At 68.2% G+C, this 20,993-nt stretch carries 22 protein-coding genes and 1 tRNA gene; 11 read left to right on the top strand and 12 right to left on the bottom strand.

The genetic code is table 11. The features are described from left to right. Positions 1 to 31: 31 nt before the first annotated feature. From ACFSJG_RS11810 to ACFSJG_RS11835, 6 genes are all read right to left on the bottom strand, one after another. On the bottom strand, positions 32 to 796 hold the full coding sequence (locus ACFSJG_RS11810; protein ID WP_378485417.1) for an ABC transporter ATP-binding protein: 765 nt from the start codon (positions 794 to 796) through the stop codon (positions 32 to 34). Next, complete coding sequence (locus ACFSJG_RS11815) at positions 783 to 1,745, bottom strand: ABC transporter ATP-binding protein (RefSeq protein ID WP_378485418.1); 963 nt, start codon at positions 1,743 to 1,745, stop codon at positions 783 to 785. Before ACFSJG_RS11815 ends, ACFSJG_RS11810 begins: the two co-directional genes overlap by 14 nt. Beyond that, positions 1,742 to 2,989, bottom strand: coding sequence for a branched-chain amino acid ABC transporter permease (locus tag ACFSJG_RS11820; RefSeq protein WP_378485419.1), 1,248 nt, complete (start codon positions 2,987 to 2,989; stop codon positions 1,742 to 1,744). The genes ACFSJG_RS11815 and ACFSJG_RS11820 overlap by 4 nt, the downstream gene beginning before the upstream one ends. Continuing rightward, entirely contained in the window at positions 2,986 to 4,044 is a 1,059-nt protein-coding gene (locus ACFSJG_RS11825) for a branched-chain amino acid ABC transporter permease (protein WP_378485420.1), read from the bottom strand. Before ACFSJG_RS11825 ends, ACFSJG_RS11820 begins: the two co-directional genes overlap by 4 nt. Before the next feature lie 85 nt (positions 4,045 to 4,129). Further along, positions 4,130 to 5,356 carry a branched-chain amino acid ABC transporter substrate-binding protein gene (locus ACFSJG_RS11830; RefSeq protein ID WP_378485421.1) on the bottom strand — a complete coding sequence of 409 codons (1,227 nt, stop codon included), beginning with the start codon at positions 5,354 to 5,356 and terminating at the stop codon, positions 4,130 to 4,132. 266 nt (positions 5,357 to 5,622) lie between these two features. Next, the gene (locus tag ACFSJG_RS11835; protein ID WP_378485422.1) at positions 5,623 to 6,231 is read right to left on the bottom strand and encodes an ANTAR domain-containing response regulator; all 609 of its coding nucleotides are present in this window, start codon (positions 6,229 to 6,231) and stop codon (positions 5,623 to 5,625) included. 145 nt (positions 6,232 to 6,376) lie between these two features. Between ACFSJG_RS11835 and ACFSJG_RS11840 the strand changes: the two genes are divergently transcribed. Together ACFSJG_RS11840 and ACFSJG_RS11845 are read left to right on the top strand one after the other, a co-directional pair. Next, positions 6,377 to 6,453: transfer RNA gene (locus ACFSJG_RS11840), tRNA-Leu, on the top strand. Positions 6,454 to 7,063: 610 nt separating this feature from the next. Continuing rightward, positions 7,064 to 7,429 carry a hypothetical protein gene (locus tag ACFSJG_RS11845; RefSeq protein WP_378485423.1) on the top strand — a complete coding sequence of 122 codons (366 nt, stop codon included), beginning with the start codon at positions 7,064 to 7,066 and terminating at the stop codon, positions 7,427 to 7,429. A gap of 282 nt (positions 7,430 to 7,711) precedes the next feature. On the opposite strand, the gene ACFSJG_RS11850 is transcribed toward ACFSJG_RS11845, so the two are convergent. Further along, positions 7,712 to 8,938, bottom strand: coding sequence for a lipase family protein (locus tag ACFSJG_RS11850; protein WP_378485424.1), 1,227 nt, complete (start codon positions 8,936 to 8,938; stop codon positions 7,712 to 7,714). A gap of 577 nt (positions 8,939 to 9,515) precedes the next feature. Here ACFSJG_RS11850 and ACFSJG_RS11855 point away from each other — a divergent pair. After that, a complete protein-coding gene (locus ACFSJG_RS11855; RefSeq protein ID WP_378485425.1) occupies positions 9,516 to 9,932 on the top strand; it encodes a RidA family protein in 417 nt (138 codons plus the stop codon). Between the two features lie 83 nt (positions 9,933 to 10,015). After that, positions 10,016 to 11,395, top strand: coding sequence for an FAD-binding oxidoreductase (locus tag ACFSJG_RS11860; protein ID WP_378485426.1), 1,380 nt, complete (start codon positions 10,016 to 10,018; stop codon positions 11,393 to 11,395). Between the two features lie 105 nt (positions 11,396 to 11,500). Here ACFSJG_RS11860 and ACFSJG_RS11865 read toward each other — a convergent pair whose 3' ends face one another. Then, complete coding sequence (locus ACFSJG_RS11865; RefSeq protein ID WP_378485427.1) at positions 11,501 to 12,193, bottom strand: DNA alkylation repair protein; 693 nt, start codon at positions 12,191 to 12,193, stop codon at positions 11,501 to 11,503. A 121-nt stretch (positions 12,194 to 12,314) separates the two neighbouring features. On the opposite strand from ACFSJG_RS11865, the gene ACFSJG_RS11870 reads away from it, so the two are divergent. The 3 genes from ACFSJG_RS11870 to ACFSJG_RS11880 all read left to right on the top strand — a co-directional run bounded on the left by ACFSJG_RS11870 (position 12,315) and on the right by ACFSJG_RS11880 (position 14,730). Beyond that, positions 12,315 to 13,451, top strand: a complete 1,137-nt coding sequence (locus ACFSJG_RS11870; protein WP_378485428.1) for a helix-turn-helix transcriptional regulator — start codon at positions 12,315 to 12,317, stop codon at positions 13,449 to 13,451. Positions 13,452 to 13,559: 108 nt separating this feature from the next. After that, entirely contained in the window at positions 13,560 to 13,787 is a 228-nt protein-coding gene (locus ACFSJG_RS11875; protein ID WP_378485429.1) for a hypothetical protein, read from the top strand. Positions 13,788 to 13,860: 73 nt separating this feature from the next. Next, a complete protein-coding gene (locus ACFSJG_RS11880; protein WP_378485956.1) occupies positions 13,861 to 14,730 on the top strand; it encodes an SGNH/GDSL hydrolase family protein in 870 nt (289 codons plus the stop codon). A gap of 61 nt (positions 14,731 to 14,791) precedes the next feature. On the opposite strand, the gene ACFSJG_RS11885 is transcribed toward ACFSJG_RS11880, so the two are convergent. Next, on the bottom strand, positions 14,792 to 14,917 hold the full coding sequence (locus ACFSJG_RS11885; protein WP_378485430.1) for a hypothetical protein: 126 nt from the start codon (positions 14,915 to 14,917) through the stop codon (positions 14,792 to 14,794). Positions 14,918 to 15,162: 245 nt separating this feature from the next. On the opposite strand from ACFSJG_RS11885, the gene ACFSJG_RS11890 reads away from it, so the two are divergent. After that, a complete protein-coding gene (locus ACFSJG_RS11890; RefSeq protein WP_378485431.1) occupies positions 15,163 to 15,924 on the top strand; it encodes an SDR family NAD(P)-dependent oxidoreductase in 762 nt (253 codons plus the stop codon). A 53-nt stretch (positions 15,925 to 15,977) separates the two neighbouring features. Further along, positions 15,978 to 16,445 (top strand): SRPBCC family protein, encoded by a 468-nt coding sequence (locus ACFSJG_RS11895; protein ID WP_378485432.1) that lies wholly within the window; start codon positions 15,978 to 15,980, stop codon positions 16,443 to 16,445. Here the strand turns inward: ACFSJG_RS11895 and ACFSJG_RS11900 are convergent, their stop codons facing one another. Next, on the bottom strand, positions 16,446 to 17,402 hold the full coding sequence (locus tag ACFSJG_RS11900) for an AraC family transcriptional regulator (RefSeq protein WP_378485433.1): 957 nt from the start codon (positions 17,400 to 17,402) through the stop codon (positions 16,446 to 16,448). It abuts the gene before it with no gap. 131 nt (positions 17,403 to 17,533) lie between these two features. Between ACFSJG_RS11900 and ACFSJG_RS11905 the strand changes: the two genes are divergently transcribed. Next, complete coding sequence (locus ACFSJG_RS11905) at positions 17,534 to 18,187, top strand: NAD(P)-dependent oxidoreductase (RefSeq protein WP_378485434.1); 654 nt, start codon at positions 17,534 to 17,536, stop codon at positions 18,185 to 18,187. A 51-nt stretch (positions 18,188 to 18,238) separates the two neighbouring features. Here ACFSJG_RS11905 and ACFSJG_RS11910 read toward each other — a convergent pair whose 3' ends face one another. Beyond that, the gene (locus tag ACFSJG_RS11910; RefSeq protein ID WP_378485435.1) at positions 18,239 to 19,318 is read right to left on the bottom strand and encodes a phosphatidylinositol-specific phospholipase C domain-containing protein; all 1,080 of its coding nucleotides are present in this window, start codon (positions 19,316 to 19,318) and stop codon (positions 18,239 to 18,241) included. A gap of 101 nt (positions 19,319 to 19,419) precedes the next feature. Next, positions 19,420 to 20,391, bottom strand: coding sequence for an alpha/beta hydrolase (locus tag ACFSJG_RS11915; RefSeq protein WP_378485436.1), 972 nt, complete (start codon positions 20,389 to 20,391; stop codon positions 19,420 to 19,422). Between the two features lie 417 nt (positions 20,392 to 20,808). Between ACFSJG_RS11915 and ACFSJG_RS11920 the strand changes: the two genes are divergently transcribed. Further along, positions 20,809 to 20,979 (top strand): hypothetical protein, encoded by a 171-nt coding sequence (locus tag ACFSJG_RS11920; RefSeq protein ID WP_378485437.1) that lies wholly within the window; start codon positions 20,809 to 20,811, stop codon positions 20,977 to 20,979. Positions 20,980 to 20,993 lie beyond the last annotated feature (14 nt).

Raw genomic sequence — 20,993 nt, forward strand, 5'->3', positions numbered from 1 at the left:
AACATCGGGCGCGCCACGCTGGCGCGTCGGCTCATCCGACGCCCAGGTACGCCTGCTTCACCGCAGGATCGGCGAGCAGTTCGCTACCGGTACCCGTGCGGGTGATCTCGCCGGTTTCGAGGATGTAGGCGCGGTCGGTGCGGCGGAGCGCCTGCTGCGCGTTCTGCTCCACGAGCAGGATGGTGGTGCCCTGCGCGTTGATCTCGGCGATGATGCGGAAGATCTGGGCGATCACCATCGGAGCCAGACCCATCGAGGGCTCGTCCATCATCAGCAGTCGCGGCCGCGCCATCAGTGCCCGTCCGATCGCGAGCATCTGCTGCTCGCCGCCCGACATGGTGCCGCCGACCTGGGTGCGACGCTCCGCGAGTCGCGGAAACAGCTCGAACACCCAGTCCAGACGCTCGGCGTACTCGCCCTTGGATGCGAACGTCCGTGCGTAGCAACCCATGTCGAGGTTCTCCTGCACGGTCATGCCGGGGAACACGCCCCGCCCCTCCGGGACCTGCACCATTCCGAGCTTCACCCGGTCGTGTGCCTTGACGTGACTGATGTCGGCGCCGTCGAAGACGATCCGCCCGCCGCCGAGCGGGAGCAGTCCGGACAGCGCCCGCATCGTCGTCGACTTCCCCGCCCCGTTCGCGCCGAGCAACGTGACAAGTTCGCCGCGACGGACGTCGATCGAGATCCCGTGCAGCGCCCGGATCCGGCCGTAGCCCACGATCATGTCGGTGACCTGGAGCAGCGGCGCGTCGGTGGTGCCGTCCGACGCGGAGTCGGTGTCAGGCTGGTTCATCGTCGGGCACTCCCAGGTAGGCGGCGATCACGGCCGGGTTCTCGCGGATCGCGGCGGGCACGTCGTCGGCGATCTTGCGCCCGAACTCGAGGACGACGATGCGGTCGGTCACCCCCATAACCAGGCGCATGTCGTGTTCGATCAGCAGGACCGTGAACCCGTCGTCGCGGATCTTGCGGATGAGGTCCATCAGAGCGGCCTTCTCGCTGGGGTTGAACCCCGCGGCCGGCTCGTCGAGGCACAGGAGTTTGGGTTCGGTGGCGAGGGCGCGGGCGATCTCGAGCCTGCGCTGGTCTCCGTAGGAGAGGTTGCGGGCCTTCTCGACGGCGCGCGGTGCGATTCCGACGAACTCGAGCAACGCCATGCCTCGCTCGACGGCGTCGCGTTCCTCGCGGCGGTGCCTCGCGGTGCGGAAGATCGCGCCGGGGACGGACGTGCGGTGCCGGGCGTCGGTTCCGACGACGACGTTCTCCAGCGCCGTCATCTCGCCGAAGAGTCGGATGTTCTGGAAGGTCCGCGCGATACCGAGGCGGGTGATCTCGTTGCGTTTGGTTTTCGCCAGCGGCCTGCCGTCGAAGGTCACGGTGCCCCCGGACGGCTTGTAGACACCGGTTATCGCGTTGAAGCAGGTGGTCTTGCCTGCGCCGTTCGGCCCGATCAAACCCAGGATCTCGCCACGACGGATCTCGAAGCTCACGTCGTCGAGCGCGACGAGTCCGCCGAACTTCACCGTCAGCCCCTCGGTGCGGAGCAGCGCCTCACCCTCGTCGACCCGGATCTCACGTTGCGGTGCAACGGCTTCCGCGACAGCATCCGGATCGGCGAGCGCCGGGTCGAGCGCGGCCACGTCGACGACGCCCGCGTTCTGTGCGCTCTCCTCCGGGGGGAGGTCGACGGCGAGGTCCTCGTTGTCGAACAGCGCGTCACCCGCGCCGGGTCCCGCGGTCATCGCCCACCTCCGTTCGCGACGGGTTCCGGGGTCGGTTCCGGGTCGCCCCGGTCCGGCGGGTCCGCCACATCGGACGGCCTGCGCACCGCCTGGTACACCTGCCGACCGTACGCCAGCAGCTTCTGTCGGGCCGGGAACAGACCCTGCGGCCGGAAGATCATCAGCACCACCAGCGCGAGGCCGAAGAACAGGTACTTGTAGTCGCCCAGCGACTGGTCCCCCACCTGCACCGACATCACCCGGTTCGGCAGGTACACGATGATGAACGCACCGACGATGACACCCAGTTTGTTGCCCTGTCCGCCGATGACCACAGCGCAGAGGAACAGCATCGAGTTGATGACGTTGAAGCCCGTGGGATTGATGAACTGCACCTGTCCCGCGTACAGCGCCCCGGACAGGCCACCGATCGCGGCGCCGATGGTGAACGCCCACAGCTTGAACTTGAACGTCGGCACACCCATGATCTCGGCGGCGTCCTCGTCCTCCCGGATCGCGACCCAGGCACGGCCGACACGGCTGCGTTCGAGGTTGCCGACGAGGAGAAGCACGACGATCACCATCGCCATGCCCACCCAGAACCACCACACCCCGGAGTTGACGTCGCCGCCGGTGTTGCCTGCGGAGAAGACGCCGTACGGCTTCTCCTCGGATTCTCCGAGGTGCGGGTACGCGATCTGCGACAGACCCTGGCCGCCGTTGGTGACGTCAGTGAGGTTGTCCGCGAGCAGTCGGACGATCTCACCGAACCCGAGCGTGACGATGGCGAGATAGTCGCCGCGCAACCGCAGTGTCGGTGTTCCGAGCAGCAGTCCGGTGAACGCGGTGATCGCGACCGCGATCGGCAGGCACGACAGCCACGCCCAGTCCGTGGAGAAGAACTCGCTGGTTCCCATCTTGTTCCACGGACTGTTCGGGCTGGTCAGCAGCCCGACGGTGTAGGCGCCGACGGCGTAGAAGCCGACGTAACCGAGGTCGAGCAGCCCGGCCTGGCCGACGACGACGTTCAGGCCGATTGCGATGAGCGCGACCATCGCGAACTGCGCCATCACGCCACCGAAGTCGGTGCCGGGAGTGTCGAGCAGCGGTGGTCGCCACACCGGGAGGAGGGCAATGAGCACGATCAGCGGAACACCAACGAGCCACTGCATCGGCCGGGTCAGCCCGTTCCACCAGCCACGGATCGCGTCCCCGACGCCGCGGCCCCTGGCTGCGTCGGCGGCGCCGGCGTGCCGGGCGCTCATACCCGCACCTTCCCGAGGCTCTCACCGAGGATGCCCGTCGGGCGGAACATCAGCACGGCGATCAGCAGGACGAACGCCACCACGTCACGCCACTCGGTTCCGAAGACGACCTGGCCGTAGTTCTCCATCACACCGAGCAGCAGTCCGCCGATCAGCGCGCCGCGCAGGTTGCCGATACCGCCGAGGACGGCCGCGCAGAACGCCTTGATGCCGAGGATGAAGCCGCCGTTGTAGATGATTCCGGAGGGGATCTTCAGCGCGTACAGCAGCGCGGCGGCGCCGGCGAGGAGGCCGCCGATGAGGAACGTCAACATGATGACCCGCTCCCGCGAGATGCCCATCAGGGTCGCGGTGTCCGGGTCCTGCGCGACGGCGCGGATCCCGCGCCCGAACTTCGATCGGTTGATCAGCATGTCGGTCGCGGCGGTGAGCAGCAGTGCCGCCACGATGATCACGATCGTCACGTTGGTGACGGTGGCGCCGAAGACGGTGAACACCTCGACCGGCTGCACCAGCTTGATGGGCTGCTGGGCGTTGGTCCCCCCGAGTCCCGGCCAGATCTTCGGCAGCACGTAGTGCACGAATTCCTGGAGGACGAAGGACATTCCGATGGCGGTGATGAGGAAGACGAGCGGTTTGGCGCCGCGTTTGCGCAGTGGGCGGTAGGCGACGCGTTCGAGCCCGACGGCGGCGCCGCCGGACACGGCCATGCCGAAGAGCATGGCGAGACCGAGGTAGACGACGGTCATCGCGACGCCCTCGTTGTACACGTTGCCGCTCGGCGCGAAGCCCAGCAGCATCAGCGCCACGTACTGCCCGAAGAGTCCGAGCATGAAGATCTCGGAATGGGCGAAGTTGATGAGCCGCAGGACGCCGTAGACGAGCGTGTAGCCGATCGCGACGAGGGCGTAGATGGCGCCGTAGCTGAGGCCGTCGACGGTCAGCTGCCAGAAGCTCTTCGTCAGTCCTGCGATGTTGAAGTCGATGTTGTCTGCGAGGACGTCGACACTGCCTGCGTAGAGGGCAGTGGAGTCGACGAGGGCGGTCGCGATCATCGCGGTACCTCGTTCAGTCGTGTGGAGGTCGGTGGTGCCGCGTCACGCGGCCGGGCACTTGTCACCGGTGCCCGGCCGCGGACGATCAGTTGACCTCGTAGATCTGGACGAGGGCGTTCGACAGCTCGCCCTGCGGGTTCCACTGGTAGCGCTTGCCGACGCCCTGGCCGTCGTAGTTCTTGACGAACTCGAGCATCCCGGCGCGGTCCTTCACGCCGGAGTCGATCGCGGTGAGCATGATCGTGGCGAGGTCGTAGCCCTCGACGGAGTAGACGCCGGGCGCCTGTCCGCTGGATGCCTCGTACTCGTCCGCGAGCGCCTCGGGGGCGGGGATGCACGGGCAGGTGAGGATCGCGTCCTTCGCGGCTTCGCCTGCCTGCTTGACGAACTCGGGGTCGTTCACGCCGTCACCGGACGCGAACAGCGCCGTGACGCCGCCCTCCCGCAGCTGGGTGACGAACGGTGCCGCCTCCGCGTAGTAGCCGGAGTACCAGATCGCGTCCGGCTCCTCGGCCTTGATCTGGGAGACGGTGGCGGCAAAGTCCTTCTGGCCGGTCTTCACACTGGCCGAGCACGCGGGGTCGGCCGCCGCGCCGAGGCTCTCGGTGACCACGTTCGCGAGGCCGACGCCGTAGTCGGAGTCGTCCTGGACGACGCAGACCTTCTTGGCGTCGAGGGTGTCGGTGAGGTACTTCGCCACGACAGAGCCCTGGCTGTTGTCGTTGCCGAGGCCGCGGAAGAAGGTGGTCCAGCCGTTCTCGGTCAGGGTGGGGTTGGTGGCGGACGCGGTCAGGAACGGCAGGCCCGCCTGGTTGAAGATCGCGCCGGTTGCCTTGGTCTCGCCGGAGAAGGCCGGTCCGAGCAACGCGATGACGGACTGGTCGCTGACGATGTTCGGCGCGACCTGAGTCGCCTTCTGCGGGTCGCCCTCGGTGTCGAACTGGACGATCTGGACCTGGCAGTTCGGGTTGTTCTCGTTGTGCTTGTCCACGGCGAGCTTCGCGCCGTTGAGGATGTTCTGGCCGAGCGCGGCGTTCGCACCGGTGAGAGCCCCGGCCATGGCGATGGACACGCCCTCGCACGTGGCGTTCCCACTTCCGGCGGGGTCGGCGGCGTCGGTGACGTCGGTGGCCGGGACCTCGACACCCTCGGTGTCGAGCAGCACCTGGGGCACGATGCTCATTCCACCGGCCGATGCGCTGGTCCCGCCACCGCTCGATCCCTCGTCGGTCGTCTTACTGCTACATCCCGCCACGGCGAGAGTCGCGGCGACTCCCAGAACCAACGCGCCTTGCACTGCACGACGATGCACGGTCCACCTCCGATGTATGCGCTCCCTGGACGGCCGCATGTGCCGACCGCGCCAGCTTCGGAGTGAACATAGCGTCGCCACTATGACTGTGCACCGCAATGAATCGACGTGGCGCGTTTCGTGTTTCGAGCGTTACGCGTCGACCGGGTGGGGATCCGTGACCGCCGGGCTCCTCGCACCCGCCCGGATCAGGTCGAACGGGCGCGCACCTCACCGCGAACGCGTCGGCCCACGGCGCGCTCGGAAACACGGCGGTAGCGCAGTGTTCACGGTGTGCCGAGGGTCTCCAGGATCACTTCGGCCACCACTCGCATGGTGGTGCGACGGTCCATCGCGGCACGCTGGATCCACTTGAACGCCTCGGGCTCGCTCAGCGACTGCGACGTCATGAGCACGCTCTTGGCCCGTTCGACGAGTTTGCGGGTCTCGAACTGTTCGGTGAGGCCGGCGACCTCGCGTTCGAGAGCCGCGATCTCGGCGAACCGGCTCGCCGCCAACTCGACGGCGGGAACGAGGTCGGCCTTCGAGAACGGCTTGACCAGGTACGCCATCGCCCCCGCGTCGCGAGCCCGCTCGACGAGTTCACGCTGGCTGAACGCGGTCAGGATCACCACCGGCGCAATGCGTTTCGCGGCGATCTCCGAGGCCGCATCGATGCCGTCGCGGCGCGGCATCTTCACGTCCATGATGACCAGGTCCGGCTTGTGCTCCTCGGCGAGCTCGACGGCCCGTTGCCCGTCCTCGGCCTCGCCGACCACGTCGTAACCTTCTTCACGGAGCATCTCGACGAGATCCATCCGAATGAGGGTCTCGTCCTCTGCCACGACGACGCGACGCGGTGCGGGGCGGTTCTCCGGCCCGGCGGGGTCGTTCATTCTCGGCACTCCTCTCCCCGCGCGTGGCCGGAGCACGACACGCGTCGACAGCATTCACCCGCCATCGTGTCACGCGTCCGGCGGCTTCTAGAGGGTACCGGTGCTTGACGCCCGTGCCCGATCTTCTACAGTGGTGTCCGCACAAGCCCTCGTATCCCAATTGGCAGAGGAAACGGATTCAAAACCCGTGCAGTGTGAGTTCGAGTCTCACCGAGGGCACCACGACCGACGCGATTCCGCGCCCGTCGCCTCACGCCGTTAGCCTCTTCCCGGTGTTCGCGACGACGCAGCGGCATGGGCGTTCTACTCACAGCGATGCAGGGATCGGATCGGATCACTCGAGATCTACCGTCTCGTACTCGACGAGTTCTACGCCGGACGTACCCCGAACTACACCGACTGGACGGTCAGGGTGAACGGGTCGTCAGGGCAGGTGGTCACCGTGGATTCCGACCCGAGCGCGCCTGCACACGCAATGCAACCGCGTACCTGGACGTTCATCGACGGACGGTGGCAGTTCGACAACTGTTGACCTGTTGACGCGGGACACCATCGTCGAACGAAGCCGAGCCGGTTCCCGGTCGCTTCCGCCCGGGTTGGATGAGATCCTTCAATCCGGTGAATCCCGGGCCTTCGTCAAAGGTGGGACCGAATGGCAACGACGACGCGCCGCCCGACCGCCGGCCGCGAGCCGAGCAACGGTGGACTGCGTCCGCGTTCGTGGTGGTCTCGATGACGGTCCCGTTCCTGCTTCCGGGAGACTACGGACCCGGCACGGACTGGCTTCCTCCCGTGGTTCATCCCGGCCGTCGCGGGATGCCTGCTCCTGGCCTTGATCGTGCTCGACCCCGGCCGCATCGATCGGCCCGGACGATCGGTTCGCATCCTCTCGCTCCTACTCGTCGCAGCGATCGCCTCCGGCGCGGCGTGGAGCGCGGGGCGCCTCGTATGGGATCTCCTGCACGGCAAACCCGGCACCACCGTGGCACTCGAACCGCTCGTCGCCGCCGCCCTGGTGTGGCTCCAGACCATCATCGCTTTCGGTTTCCTGTACTGGGAACTCGACAACGGCGGACCCGTCACGAGGCATCTGCATCCCCGAGAACACCCCGACCTGCGTTCCCACAGCAACTCGACCCCACCCTGGCGGCACCCGGATGGAGACCGGTCTTCTTCGACTACCTCTACCTCGCGCTGACCAACGCAACGGCCTTCAGCCCCACCGACGTCATGCCGCTCGCCCGGTGGGCGAAGCTGGCCATGGCGGTGCAGCCGGTGCTGTCGATCGTGATTCTCGGTCTCGTCGTCGCCAACGCGGTCAACCTGCTCGACTGAACTCCGGGGCGCGATTCCGTGGGCCGCCACCACAACCACTGGTGGCCAATGCCTCTCACGCCGACGTCGACGGCGTGACGCCGGATCCGACTGCCGCTCGGACATCGCTCCTGCCTACGTCACCGTGCACCGTTCGCCCGCGGGTTCAGCATTGCGCGGGCGGGACACCGGCGAATCGCTCCGCCAGGAACACCGCGGCATCGGCCTGGAACGGGACGAACGAACCACTGTGGTCCATCCCCGAGTAGACCTGAAACCGGGCGGGTGCTCCGCCCCGGCAGTACTTTTCCGCCAGATCCGCAACGTCGCGGGCCACCATCGCACCGTCGCCCTGCCCGTCGACGTTGCCCACCGAGAGCAGCAACGGGACACGAGGAGTCCCCGCCGTTCCGGCCTCGTTCCGGCGCATTGCCTCGGCCAGAGCGGGGACGTCGGAGAACCCTCGGTACGGCGACCGAACCATGGACGCGTCCGTCAGTCCCGGATAGCTGTCGCGGAACTCGAGCAGGCACTTGTCGGCCACATCGCCGACGAGCATCCGCCCGTACGGCGACAGGAACGAGTCCGTGTCGAAACCGTAGGCACGCTGGTAGCCGACGAGAACTCCGGGGAGCACCGCCGACCATCTGTTGCGGCCGTTGACGTACTCGAGGGTGTGTTGCGGGGAGACCAACAGACCGCCCGCTGCAGCGCCGACGATGTTGAGTTCGGGGGCATAGGTCGGGGCGAGTTCGGCCGCGAAGGCGGTCGGGGTGGCGCCCCCCGAGTAGCCGATCATGCCCACCGGTGTCGAACTCGGGACACCCAGGTACGTTTCGGCCGCCCTGATGCCGTCGAGGGCGATGCGGCCGGCATGGCGGCCGACCGAGAATGCTCGCTGCGGGCCTTCGTAGTCGGGTATCACCACCGTCTGGCCGGCCGCGAGATACGCGAGCACCGCAGCCTCTTCGGACAGTTCCGAGGCGCTCGGGTTGTTACCCCGCAAGGTGTACGACGGATCGCAGTGAGCGCCGAGACCGTCGTAGAACATGTGGAACGACACGATGCGGGTGGACCCGATCGGAGCCAGTGGCTGAACGACCGTGGTGACGGCGGTGGTCGGGTTGCCGTTCTCGTCGGTGCTGCGATAGAGCACCTGTGTCGACCGGAACGGTGTGCCGACGTTGTCAGCGACGAACTGCACGTCACGAGTTCGCAAGACCTCGCCGGGCGGATACGCACCCAGGTCGGCCCCGTCGCTGTAGAAGGGATCGTCGGCCGGCGTCGGCATCGCCTGCGCGAGAGCTGCGGCAGGACCGACTCCCAACACGATCCCCACGGCTGCGCACAACGCGACCACCCATGCCCGACATCGCGTGAACGTCCCGGTCATCGGCGACCTCGATTCTGTCTCGATCCCCAAACCTCAAGGAGTATCAGGCCTCGATCGGACCAACCATAGCGCCGCGACGGAACCGCGGTCAGTTGCGGAACCCGTCCACCATCGTTTCCAGCGCGCTCTTGCCCGCCTCGTCCACTGTGAAACTCATGATCGACGACATGACGAGCAGCGCGGAGAACTGCCTCGGATTGCGAGGCTTGCCGAACAGCGACTTCTTCTCCGTGATCTGCAGTTCACGGAAAGTCCAGACCGGTTTCCCGCAGCCTCGTCATTGCCGTGATGCCGAAACTTCGTCACGGTCGTCCCGTCGAAGAGAATCGACTCCCCGTCCGCTCCCCGCACCTCGCTGGACGGTGTATCCGTCGTGGGCCATCTCCTGCGGCGACATGCCAATCGCGAGGGTCTCGCCGCGCAGCGCCGGAAATCATCGCACGTCTGAACGCGCGACGTGCGCCAAGCCCTCGTCGCCCCCAGGTTTCTGGGTACCGGCACACCCAGATACGTGGCCGCGGAATTCCCCGTCGATGCGGGATGGGAAACACCGTGTCCTGCGACGACGCTCGTAGTCATGACCACGACAACCTCCCCCGCCGTCACCCGACGGATCAACCCGACCACCTGGAACGCCCCGTTCCGCTTCGACCACGCACAGCTCCGGCCGGCGCCGAGCAGGATCCTGTCCATCGCGGGACAGGCATCGGTGGACGCCGACGGCAATGTCCTGCACGAGGGCGACATGTCCGCGCAGATCTCCCTCGCCATGCACAACATCGAGGAGATCCTCGAGAGCGCAGGCATGACCCTCGCCGACGTGCACATGCTCACCGTCTACACGACCGACGTGCCCGCGACCCTTGCCGCGTACTCGGCGCTGACCGAGCGCCTCGAGGCCGCCGACGCGACACCGCCCGCCGCGCTCGTGGGTGTCACCGCTCTCGCCCTGCCCGGACTCGCGGTCGAGATCGCCGCGCAGGCAGGGCGCTGATCGGCCGCATCCGCCGCCGAGCCTTCGCACGACACCCACTGCCACAACCTATTTCGTGTCACCCACGCTCCGAGGAGAACCCGATGTCGATCACCACCCAGCCGCCATCCCCGTCCACCGACCAGCTCCGCGCCTCCGTCGCCGGGCCGGTCCTCGCACCCGGCGACGCCGACTTCGATGCCGAATTGACCGGCTTCAACGTCGCGTCCACACCCGATGCCACGATCGTCGTCGGTGCGACCTGCGCCGACGACGTGGCCGCCGCGATCCGGTACGCCCGCACCCACGCCCTGCGAGTCGGGGTCCGCGCCACCGGCCACGGCGCGGTCATCGAGGGACCCGGCACGCTGATCGTCACCACGGCTCGCATGAACGACGTCGTCGTCGATCCGGTCGCCCGGACGGCACGGGTCGGCGCCGGCGCCCGGTGGCGCGACGTCGCCGCAGCCACCGCCCCGCACGGGCTCACGGGGCTGGTCGGTTCCTCGTCCGGTGTCGGTGTCGTCGGCTACACCCTCGGCGGCGGACTGAGTCCGCTCGGACGCGAATTCGGTTTCGCCGCAGACCGAGTGCACTCGATCGAACTCGCCACCGCGGACGGCAGCGTCCGCGCCGTCGATCCCACCAGCGACCCGGACCTGTTCTGGGCGTTGCTCGGCGGCCGCGACGGCTTCGGCGTCGTCACCGCGATCGAGATCGGACTCGTCGAACTCGCGACGTTGTACGGCGGCGGCATCTTCTTCTCCGGCGACAGCGCGTCGGACGTTCTGCACGCGTGGCGTTCGTGGGCGCCAATGCTGCCCGAAGAGGCCGGCACGTCCGTGGCGATCACCCGGCTGCCGCCCGACCCGAACCTGCCGCCGCCACTGCAGGGCCAGACCGTGGTTCACCTCCGGTTCACCCACACCGGCGACCCCGACCGGGCCGAGTCGCTCCTCGCGCCCATACGGAATGCCGGTCCGGTCCTGCTCGACACGATCGGCGTCATGCCGGTGGCCGCTCTCGACGCCGTGCACATGGACCCTCCCGGCCCGCTGCCCGCCGCCGACCGCGGGACGACGTTGTCGGCGCTTCCGGCGGAGGCGGTGGACGCACTCCTCTCTGTGGCCGGCCCCGCCGTCGACAGTCCGCTCGCGATCGTGGAGATCCGTCTTCTCGGTGGCGCGCTGCGTCACCCGCAGGGGCCGGCCAACGCCGTGACCGGCCGCGACGCCGGGTTCGCCGTGACCGGTATCGGGGTCTGCGCCGGACCGCTGGGAGATCGGGTCGACTCGCACCTGCGCGCGGTGACCGCCGCCGTGGCGCAGTGGACCTGCGGAGCGCTGCTGAGCTTCTGTGGCCTTCCCGCGGCGGAACGGACCGCACTGTGGCCCGCCGACAGCCGCGCCCGCCTGCTCGAGGTCCGGCATCGATACGACCCCGCGGGAACCTTCTCCCCGACAGGCGCCGACGACCTGGACTGAGGCACGGACCGAGACGGTCCCGTGTTCGCGCCGCGACGAACCGAGGCCGGGGCGCGCCACCCGCGATGTCGGTGGTGCGCCCCGGCCTCGGTTGTGTGAGTGCCGTCAGCCGAGCCAGCGCTGCCGGTCTGCCGGAGGCAACTTCTCCACCGCGAGCCGAAGCGACGGGCGGCGCATCGCCTCGGCGTACTTCCCGAGGAAATCCTCGAGAGCGTCGCGATCGCGATGTCCCGCATGCTTGAGGTAGATGCCGACCGCGTTCGTGACCACCGGCTCCGGATCGGCGTGCAGGCCGGCGCAGAGCGCGAATCCCTCGGCACAGTCGGCGTCGGTGCCGGACATGACGAAGTACAGGGGCGCCGTCACGGCTGTCCGCCGTCGCAACGGGTCCTCCGCGGCGGCCAATTCGTGCAACACGGCGTAGGGCCCGCCGGTCACATGACCACCGACGACCCTCGGCGCAGCGCGATCGACCATGTCCCAGGTGCTGATCGCATCGTGTCGTCGCAGGTACAGGTCGTGGAGTTCACGATCCCCCCGCATCCGGCGCGCCTTGAAGTCGAGGACGCAGAACGCGGCCATGCGCGCCTCGTAGGCCTCCAGGTCCATCAGCCGCTCGACCTCCGGCAACGGCATCCCGGTTGCCGCCTTCGCGGTGTCGAACAGATCGCGCATGCGCATGCCGATGGCGACCTCTGTGGGCGCGAGCCGTTTGCGGACCGCGGGCAGTTGGGCCGGATCCGCGTGCGCCAGCAACCGGGTGTGGACGGCTTCCGCCGTGAGGAGACGCTCGGACATCCGACTCCCGTCCTCGACGGTCGTGTCGAGGCTACCGAGTGCGCCCCGGTCCTGTCCGCCCCTCGGGCCACCCCAGTAATCTGGGATGGACAGCCGAACTGCACGGTTCCACACTGGGACGATGACGCCGAGCTTGACTGCCGAGCGTGTACGCCGAGACCTGGACGTGGTCGCCCACGCGGGTCTCGGCCTGGACGACTTCTTCGCCGAAGCCGTCGAGTCGATCAGCCGCGCCGTCCCCAACGACGCCATCTGCGTCGCGGGTCTCGATCCCAGTTCGCTGTTGCTGACGTCCGCGCGCAAGTACGGGTGCCTGCTCGGGCAGGACCACAAGGACGCCCAGTGGGGTCTGCTGGAGTACGGCCGGGACGAGGAGACGGCGTTCCGGGAGATGGCGGCGCACGGCGTCGACGCGGTCGGTCTGCACGCGGCAACCCACGGCGAGCCCCGCGAGTCCGATCGCATGAACGAACTGATGATCCCCGAGTACGCATTCCACGACGAGGCGCGCATGATCCTGCGCGACGGCGGCCACGTCTGGGGCGGGATCTCGTTCTTCCGGGTCGGAGCGAGTTGTCGCCCGTTCGACGACGACGAGGTGGAGTTCCTCGGCACCCTGTCCCGGACGCTCGCGCACGGGGTCCGGTCGGGCCTGCTGTGCACCGTCGTCGCCGAACCGCAGACGACGCTGACCGGCCCCGCGGTGCTCATCGTCGACCGCAACGACGAGATCGTGCAGATGAGTGCGGGCAGTCAGGAACGGATCGACGATCTGACCGCGGGTGCCAACAGCGGAGCCGCCGTCAACCCGATCTACTCCCTGATCGGCGCCGCGCGGCGCTACGGCCGCGGCGACTCGACGCTGCCACCGCGCCTGCGTGTCCGCGGCCGGTCCGGAATGTGGTTGGTCATCAACGCCTCTCCACTGTCGTCCAGCGACGGGCGGGTCGGTGAGGTCGTCGTGACGATCGAGGAGGCGCGACCCCCGGACATCGTGCCGATCGTCGTCGAGGCGTTCGGACTGACCGCGCGGGAGCGGGACGTGACGCAGATGGTGCTGCAGGGGGTGGCGACGAAGGACATCGCCGCCGCACTGCATCTGTCCGCCTACACGGTCCAGGACCACCTGAAGCTCATCTTCGACAAGGCCGGGGTGCGGAGTCGCCGGGATCTGATCGCGCGCGTCTACTTCGATCAGTACGCGCCGCGCATCAACCAGCCGCTGACGCCGTCCGGATCGTTCCTCGCGGAAGGGTGAGGCGGCCGCGACCCGAACTCCGCACCGACAGCTCTCAACCCTTGCTTCCTGCCGCGTGAGAGCGCACGGTGAAGGGACCTCCTGTCGACGAAGTGGTCGTGATCCGTCATGAGAACCGTTGCACTGCGCGCCGCGATCGCGGCCGCCGCCCTGCCGCCACTGCTGCTGCTCGGTTCCGCGGGCGCCGCAGCCGACCCCTCGGTCGTGCACCCCGTTCAACCGGTGGTCCTGATCGGCCAGAACCAGAATCCGCTCGGCGCGCTACTCGCGTGCGCACCTGTCGGGATCATTCCGTTGTTCGGACCCAACATCATTTTCCCGATCTGCGTGGCCTGATCCTGCTAGATTCCTGCCCAATCGAGGTGGCGGGGGCCACTTCGCGGATCGGCGAGGAGTCGCGGTCGTGGGCATGTTCTCGAAGGTGCGTGGAGGGTCGCGGCTCCGGGCCGCCGCGGTGGCGGCGGTCGTGGCAACCGCGTCGGCCGTGGCGGTGTCGGGAGCGCAGGCGCAGGAACCGGTCGACTACGTCAACCTCGGCGACAGCTTCAGCGCCGGCGCCGGCGTGCAACCGACGGTTCCCGGTTCGCACCCGAATTGCAGCCGCTCCGAACGGAACTTCGCGCACGTGGTGGCGGCGAGCCGAGGCTATGCGCTGACGGACGTCAGTTGCGGTGGAGCCAAGACCGAGGACTTCTACCGGGCGCAGTATCCGGGCCTCGCCCCGCAGCTCGACGCGCTCACCGAGTCGACGGACCTCGTCACGATGACGATCGGCGGAAACAACAACAACACGTTCGCAATGGCCATGGCTCGCTGCATCGGTGCTGCCGTAGCCCGGCTCGGTGCCTGGAATCCGTGCCAGGAACAGTACGGCGACAGTCTCGCCGACGAGGTCCGCACGCAGACGTATCCGGCGCTGCTGCAGGCGCTGCGCGACGTCCATGACCGCGCGCCGAACGCCGAGGTCGCGATCGTCGGCTATCCGTGGTTGCTGCCGGCATCGGGCAGTTGCGTGCCGCAGATGCCACTCGCCGCGGGCGACGTGCCGTACCTGCACAGCCTGCAGGCGACATTGAACGACGCCGTCGCCCGTGCGGCCGCGGAAACGGGGACCGTCTTCGTGGACATGGCGCAGTCCTCGACCGGACGCGACGGCTGCCAGACGCCGGAGCAGCGATGGATCGAGCCGATGATCGGCGCGCTGCAGCCTGTTCCCGTGCATCCGAACGCAGCGGGAGAGCAGGGGATGGCGGACGCCGTCCTTGCCGCTGTGGGCTGACCGGACACGACGCGACCCCCACCACTCTGCTGAGCGGTGGGGGTCGCGTCGACTGCGAGGTCTACTCCGGGACGTCGCTGGAACCGAGCCCGAGGCCCGCGAGGATGTCTGCGACGGAAGCGAAGATCTCTTCGATGCTGCCCATGAATTGCTCCTCATTATCTGTCGGACGGAATGTCACCGTCATGCGATGACGCATAACGCTAACGCATCGGAACGGCCGTTCGCAGGGTCACGGAGGTCACGCGGCGTGCCGTGACGGTGACACCGCCGCTCGATCTGCCCACCGCCGCCGGGTGACCGACGTCGACGAGGACGTGACGTCCGAACGACCTGTCGGAGGTGCCATAGTGGGTCATCCGAATTCGTCCGCCCACGGGCGGAGCGGGCGACGACACCCGGCGTCGCCCACACACAGGAAAAGGTGGCCGCATGTCCGTCCTCGACAGGTTCCGTCTCGACGACAAGGTTGTCGTCGTCACCGGCGCATCCTCCGGCCTGGGTGTCGCGTTCGCGCAGGCCTGCGCTGAAGCGGGCGCCGACGTCGTCCTCGCGGCGCGCCGGGCCGATCGGCTCGAGGGCACCGCAGGCCTGGTCCGAGCCGCCGGACGACGGGCACTCACCGTCGCCACCGACGTCACGTCGCCCGAGCAGTGCCAGGCCATGGTGGACGCCGCGATGGCCGAGTTCGGCCGGGTGGACGTTCTGGTGAACAACGCAGGCGTCGGCACCGCCGTTCCCGCCACCCGCGAGACCCCCGAACAGTTCCGTTCGGTCGTCGACATCAACCTGAACGGCTCGTACTGGGCGGCACAGGCCTGCGGCCGGGTGATGCAGCCCGGCAGCTCCGTCGTGAACATCGCCAGCATCCTGGGACTGACCACGGCCCAGCTGCCGCAGGCCGCGTACAGCGCGAGCAAGGCGGCGATCGTCGGCCTCACCCGGGACCTGGCGCAGCAGTGGGGAGCGCGCAAGGGAATCCGGGTGAACGCGATCGCCCCCGGCTTCTTCGAGTCCGAGATGACCGACCAGTACGCGGACGGATACCTGGAGAGCCAGTCGGCCCGGATCGTGCTGGGCCGCACCGGGGATCCGGCCGAACTTGCTGCGACGCTTGTGTGGCTGGCGTCGGATGCCGGCGGCTACGTCACCGGCCAGACCATCGCCGTCGACGGCGGCTTCACCATCACCTGACCGCCCGGGACCGACGTGTGACGACCCGGCCCACCCGATGAGGAGGAACGACGATGGCACCCAAGGAGATACGGCTCGACAGGCACGTCGCCGCGTCCCCCGACCAGGTCTGGGCGGTACTGACCGACCTCGACTCGGCCGAGCAGACCCTGTCCGGGGTCACTCGCGTCGAGCGGGTCGCAGGTGACGGCTACGAGGTCGGCACCAGGTGGCGTGAGACGCGGAAGATGTTCGGCAAGGAGGCAACCGAGGAGATGTGGGTCGCCGAGGTCGACGCGCCTCACCGCACGGTCGTCAAGGCGCATTCGTCGGGCACGGACTACACGACCGCGTTCACGGTCACCGGGGCGGGCTCGGGGACGGACCTGACGATGGTCTTCTCGGCCGAGGTGGGGTCACCGTCGTTCGTCACGAAGCTCCTGATGGCGGTGTTCGGTGGCATCGGCACGAAGGCGACGAGAAAGGCGATGGCCACCGATCTCGACGACATCGCCGCTCGAGCCGAGGCCGCCGGGCGCTGACTACCCGGGCACCACGCTCACACCGCCACCGATCTGCTCCTGGAAGGTGGCTCCGCGGCGCGCGAACGCGCCCGGCGTGCAGCCGTGCCACCGCCGGAATGCGCGGTTGAACGCGGCCTCCGAGCGGTAGCCGACGCGCGCCGCGATCCGCCCGAGCGACAGTCCCCCACCGCGGACGAGCCGGGCCGCGAGATCCATCCGCCACGACGTCACGTACGCCATCACGGGCTCGTCCATGAGGTCGGTGAACCGGACCGCGAACGCAGATCGCGACATGCCGGCCGCTTTCGCGAGGGACTCGACCGTCCACGGCCGGTCGGGTTCGGCGTGGAAGGCCGACAGCGCAGCTCCGACGGCGGGATCACGCACTGCCGCGACCCAGCCACGCGGAGTCGACTGCTCCAGCCACGACCGGATCGTCTGGACCACCAGAACGTCCGCGAGCCGGGCCGTGACGACGTCGCTCCCCGGACGTGGGCTGATCGACTCGGCGGCGACGACCTCCAGCGCCGCGCGCTGCCACCCGGCGTCCGCGCCGGCGGTGACGAGCACCGGCGGCAGGGTCCGAACCAGACGTGCCACTCCGAGCCCGGAGAAGGAGACCGCGCCACACACCAGACGGCAGGGCGCACCACCACCGTCGATCCGGATCCGCTCGTACCGGTCGGTGAGCTCTTCACGCGGAAGATCGAACAGCGGGACACCGGGAGTGTCCGCCGAATCCGCGAGCAGGTGCCCGGTGCCGCGCGGAACGAGCGCGACGTCCCCTGGTTCGAGACGCCGCTCCACCCCGTCGACCACGACCACCGCCGACCCCTCCGTGACGAGATGGAAGATCATCGTCCCCGGCAGTGGCGGCATGTCGATGCCCCACGGCTCGGCCAGGTCGGACACCGCGTAGAACACCCCGGTCATGCCGAAGTCCTGCAGCGCGGCGGTGAGCAGGTCGGTGTGCATGCGACCCAGTCTTCCACCGAGTAGACGATCGAGCAATGAATCAAGCGTGATTGGCATTGATCGTATCGCCCGACGAGCCGAGTCTGGAGACACCCGGAAAGCCCGGGCACCGAAGACGAGGAGTGGACGACATGAAGGTCTTGGTAGTGGGAGCGAGCAGGGGCACCGGAGCGGCCGCCGTCGCCGAACTGGTCCGGGACGGACACGAGGTCACGGCCTTCGCGCGGACTGCGTCCGCGCAATCCGAGGACGTCCGCACGGTCACCGGCGACGTATTCGATCCGGACGCGCTCGGGAAGGCGATGATCGACCAGGAGGCGGTGGTCGTGATCCTCGGGATCTCGGACAATCCGTTCGGGGTGCGCCTGTTCCGGCGTGCCCGAACACCGCTCGACGTGCGGTCCGAAGGCACCCGCAGGGTGGTCGACGCCATGTGGGACCACGGGATTCGCAGACTCGTCGTACAGACCACCTACGGGCTCGGCGACACCTTCGGTCAGCTGTCGCTGCCGCTGAAGCTGTTCTTCCGGCTCGTGCTCGCCCCGCAACTCGCCGACAGCGAGGCGCAGGAGACAGTCGTCCGGGGCAGCGACCTCGACTGGACGATCATCCGCCCGGTCTCGCTGACCGACGGATCATCCGGCGGCGACGAGACACCGGCCCACGTCGACGTGGACGACCGGATCGAGGACCTTCGCGTCACGCGACGACAGGTCGGACGGGTGCACGCCGACGCCCTGCGCCACGACGACTGGTTCGGTGCGACCGTCAGCGTGTCGGGGTGACCCCTCGGCGCCAGGGCCGACGCGAGCATCACGTTGCGCCGGCCCCAACGATCACCGACGCGGCTCCACCAGGGACAGCACCGACGGCAGCGTCGCCCAGTCGGAGGTGATCACGTTCGCCGAGCGGCCCGCCAACTCGGTGACCCGCGCCGTGGCCGCCGCCGGATCGGGGACCCGGTTGTCGATCGCGGGTGCAACCGCGTGCGCGGCGGTCATCACCAGCAGGTAATTGTTGTCCCGGTACCACCCGGTGTCGATGCCGCCGTCGACGTAGGCCGACGCGTCCCCGTCGAACACCACCAACCAGGGCCGCAGCGAGTCGTCGGAGTACCGCAGTCGCGGATCGCCGGGCGCGGCGCCGTTCACTGCGGGAAACGCGACGGCGGTGGTCAGGTCATCCGACGCAGCGAGGTCACGCAGGTGGGCGGCGTACTCTCGGTCCGTCCAGAGGGCGTCGAACGGGTTGACCTCTTCCACGGTGCCGGAGATCAGGTCGATCACGAACCGGCCGGCGAGTTCGTCACGTGTCGGCCAGCCGCGTGCGCGGACGGCGTCGTCGAGGGTGGCGGCGTCGCCGAGCAGTTCCGCAGGCGTGTACACCGCGTCGCCCAACGTCTCCCGCACGAGGGCGTCGAAGTCGACCGGCCCGCGCGGGATTCCGGCCGACCCCTCCGAACCTGCCGACCCGCCGACCGGTACCGCACTGAACCCGTCCTTCATCTCGATCTTCACCAGCACCGGAGGGTGGGCGGGGTGCGCATCGTGCCACGTGCGCAGATCCGTCAGGCAGGCTGCGAGGTCCCCGTTGCGCGGACCCGACCGTCCGTCGACCGATCCACCGCCCACGCAGTTGTTCTCGTTGGCCACCGGATTCTGGTGCGACACACGCCAGCCGATACCGCCGACGTTGGTCCACACGTCGAGTTCGATCAGCGCGGCTCCGGCATCGAGAGCGTCGACGAGATACGGGTAGGTCGCCGTCTCGTAGGCGTTGTGCACGCCGACAGAAGTCGTCTGGTCGTAGCGCAAGCCGCCGACGTTCCCATGCCCTTCCGCCGACGCCGATGCCGTCGCCGACATCACCGCCACGACCGCCGAGATCACCACCAGCCGCACCACCGCACGCGACACCCGCCACACCGCCCTCACCGCTCGGACCACAACGCCACCGAGCAGCGTACGAGCAAACCCATGTCAGCGGAGCTGTTCGGCAGGATCGGGACGGCCGTGCGTCACGCCCCGATCGCGCCCTTCATCATCGGAAGCATCGCCCACAACTGGTCCTGCCAGTAGGGCCAGGAGTGAATCCCGGTGGAGGGAAAGTCGAAGTGCGCGCTGGTGATTCCCATCGTCGCGAGCCGAACCTCGAAGGCACGCGTCTGCGCGAGGGAGAGCGCTTCGAGCCCCATCCCCACCGTCGTGTTCCAGTAGTCGACGAGCGCCGAGGGGCGCGTGTGCACCCCCGGGAGACCACTGCCCGCGGACACCCACATCGGCAGGCCGCGAAGACCCTCCGCCTGGACGAACGGATCGTGACGCAGCCACGCCACGTCCCACGGCGGCCCCCACATGCAGTCGGAATTGAACAGACCGGCATCGAGCATCGCGACCCTGATCGCCTCGCGCATCGACGGGGCGGACAGATTGAGATAGCCGGACATCGCGCCGGCGAAGGCGAACTGGTCTCGGTGCCGCGACGCCAGCACCAGTGCGGCGTTCCCACCCATCGACAGACCGACAACTGCGTTGCCGGAACGGCTGAATCCGTATCGCGCGGAGAGGAAGTCGGGAAGATTCCGTGTCAGGAAGGTCTCCCACATGTACGTATACGGCTGGCCTGTGAAGTTGTTGGGTGCGTACCAGTCCGCGTAGAAGCTGGATTGTCCGCCGACGGGTTCGACGACGTTGACGCCGTGATCGGACAGCCAGGCGGCATTGGTCTCGTGCTCCCACCCGCTGACGTCGTCGGTCGCGCGCAGTCCGTCGAGGAGATACACACTCCGGTTGCTCCCGTTGGCCGCCAGCCAAGTCCGCACCTTGATGTGCCCAACCCCACCCGGCGCAGGCACCCAGTCCTCTCGGAGCCGCGAGTACGGATCCGCGTTCGCCACAGCGGCGGCACCGACCGCGATGCCGAGCGGCACCACCACGGCTGCGACCAGGAGCAGTACGAGATGCCGCCAGCCACGCGTCGACGAACCCATCGGATCGACCTCCGTCGCGATCGTCCGAGACCTGGCGTCGAATCGGGGGTCCGCGCCGAGGCCTCGACCATTCACTGTGAAATAGGTCACAATTCCTTGGATCACGGTATGCCCCATGCCGATCGACCGATTCGTTCGCCGCTCAATCGTTACGGGACCTGCACGGATCGTGATCGGACACTCGTTCAACAAAAACGGTTCAAACTGCCTGCAGCGACTGTTCGGTTCGCTACCCTCCACTCCAGACTTGTGCGGACACGCCGCACAACAACCCAACACGGTTACACGCAGACGATCTGATCCTCGGGAGGTCACCGTTGAGCGCGATACGCCATGTGGTCGAGAAGCGACAGTTCGAGTACAGAACGGTCGACCGGACCGCGGTCGGAGCACGTCGCCATGCCTAGGCCCGGGCCGGTGCGCCCGCTGGTCGGCGTGAAGATGGACGCCATCCAGATCGCGTTCTACGACGAACAGGCCGCGATCGAGGGGTTGTTGATGAAATCCGGCAAGCCCAACCGTTCCGAACTCATCCGGATCAAACTGGCATTCGCCGACGAGCACATGCCCGCCGGCTGGCGGCCCTGAGCCGGGGAACCGGC

Origin of the sequence: Rhodococcus gannanensis, from assembly GCF_042681175.1 — a bacterium.
GTDB classification, from domain to species: Bacteria; Actinomycetota; Actinomycetes; order Mycobacteriales; family Mycobacteriaceae; genus Rhodococcus_G; species Rhodococcus_G gannanensis.